This is a genomic window from Microbacterium sp. ISL-103, assembly GCF_018613995.1.
Classification (GTDB): domain Bacteria; phylum Actinomycetota; class Actinomycetes; order Actinomycetales; family Microbacteriaceae; genus Microbacterium.
Map to the genome: position 1 here is coordinate 1 of NZ_JAGGPD010000592.1, position 1,918 is coordinate 1,918.

The window sequence follows — 1,918 nt, forward strand, 5'->3', positions numbered from 1 at the left end:
GGCCTGGGTGCACGTGCGGGAGCAGGCGTGAGGGTTCTTCCCGATCGGGTGCCCCTGAGCGACGCTGCCCGTTCCGCGTGGGAGCGAGCTCTGTCACTGTGGCGCGTGCGACTCGACGACCCGGCGATCCGGCCGGGTGCTGCCGACACGCATGGCGCGCCGGCGTGGTTCGGGTTCCCGCCGTCGGTGACCGTGGATCCGCGCTACCTCGCGGAGCGGGGCCTCGAGGACGAGCTGTGGAGCATGTTCGCGCACGAGATCGGGCATCATGTGCTCGCCCCCAGCACGCGCATCGACTCGCTGAAGATCGACCATCAGATGGCGAGGGCGCTCACCGTGGCCTCGCCGCGGGCGAATGTGGTCGAGGGCGCCCGTCGGCTCTCGAACCTCTGGTGCGATCTGCTCGTGAACACCCGGCTCGCGCAGCTCCAGCGGGCAGAGCCGGGACGCGCCGGTACCGCCACTCGTGATCTCGGCATCGTCCGCCTCGGCCGGGCCCTCTATCCGGCACCCGTCGGCAGCGACGATCGTCTGTGGTGGGTCTACTGCCGGGCCTACGAACTGCTGTGGCAGATCCCCGCCGGAACGCTCTGCGCCCCAGACCCGCCGGCTCGCCCCGTGCGCGCCTTCTTCGCCGAGACCGGGCTCGTGCCGCTGAGTCAGATCCCCGAGAAGCACCGTGAGAAGGAGCGTCTGCTGCGAGAGGCCCGGGCCGAGAGCGAGCGCGTCGCTGCCGAGCTCGCCGGAGCGACGGCCACCAATCCGGGTGTCGACGCCTCCCTCATCGCCGACGCCGTTCGGTCCTTCTCCACCGATCCGGTGTCGGGGGCAGCGCTGTTCGGGGTGATCGCCGCAGCGTACCTCGCGGAGGAGGCACTGGCCGGGGGCGGCAGATCGGGCAGAGGCTGCGGCGTCGACGATGCTCCGGCCACGGCAGCAGAGCTCGGGCGCATCCTGGCCGATCAGCGTCTGCGCAGGGATCTGCCCCCGCACCCGGGAACGGTGCTCGATGCGGACGACGCGGGCGCACCCGCTGACCCCGCGACGGACCGCACGAAGAAGGACGGTCAGCGCCTGACGATCGCACGGACTCTCGAGCTGTACCGCGAGAGCGGAGAGGATGCCGTGCTCGCCGCGTGGTACCGCAACGAGGCGGCGAGCTGGGTGCGCCCGTACACGCGCCGGGCGCCTTCGACACCCACCGGCGGGATCCCCGGTCCGATCGAACTCTGGGAGGTGGGGGATGCGCTCGCAGACATCGACTGGCCGCTCACGATGCGCGGGGGCACCGTGATACCCGGTGTCACGACCCGCCGACGCTCGGAACTCGACGACGAGCCGATCGTGCAGGAGACGAGTCTCGAACTCGACCTCTACATCGACTCGTCGGGTTCCATGGCGCATCCGCGCAACGGTTCGCCCGCCGTGCTCGCAGGGACGATCCTCGCGCTCTCGATACTTCGAGGCGGAGGACGAGTGAGGGTGACCAGCTTCTCGGGCACCGGCGAGGTGGCGGGCATGGCGCGTTTCGGCCGTGACCCGTCGGAGATCATCGCGGCGATCGCTCTGTTCTTCGGGCGATCCACGTCGTTCCCCCTCGACCTCTACGCCTCGAGATACGCCGGGCTGCGACCAGCGGATTCTGACACGCGACGCCACGTCGTCGTGCTCTCGGACGACGGCCTCGTGTCGATGTTCGGCATGGGCAACGAGCCGTACGAGGGCGTCGCCGGAGCGGTTCGCACGGTGCTCACGACCGGTACGCTCGTGCTCATGGATCCACGTCACCGGGTCGCGGCGCTCGCCGCACGCGACGGCTACGACGTGGTGTACCTGCAGACGATGGCCGACGCACCGGCGGCGTGCGCGATCCCCCCGGACACCGTGCATGGCCGAGACCGAGGCCCTGCCCCCCGCG

General features: G+C 70.7%; 1 protein-coding gene. It reads left to right on the forward strand.

What is annotated here, in order from left to right; genetic code table 11:
- Positions 1–27: 27 nt before the first annotated feature.
- Positions 28–1,918: VWA domain-containing protein (locus J7E68_RS18295; RefSeq protein WP_215174972.1), on the forward strand; the 1,891-nt coding region annotated here is incomplete at its 3' end.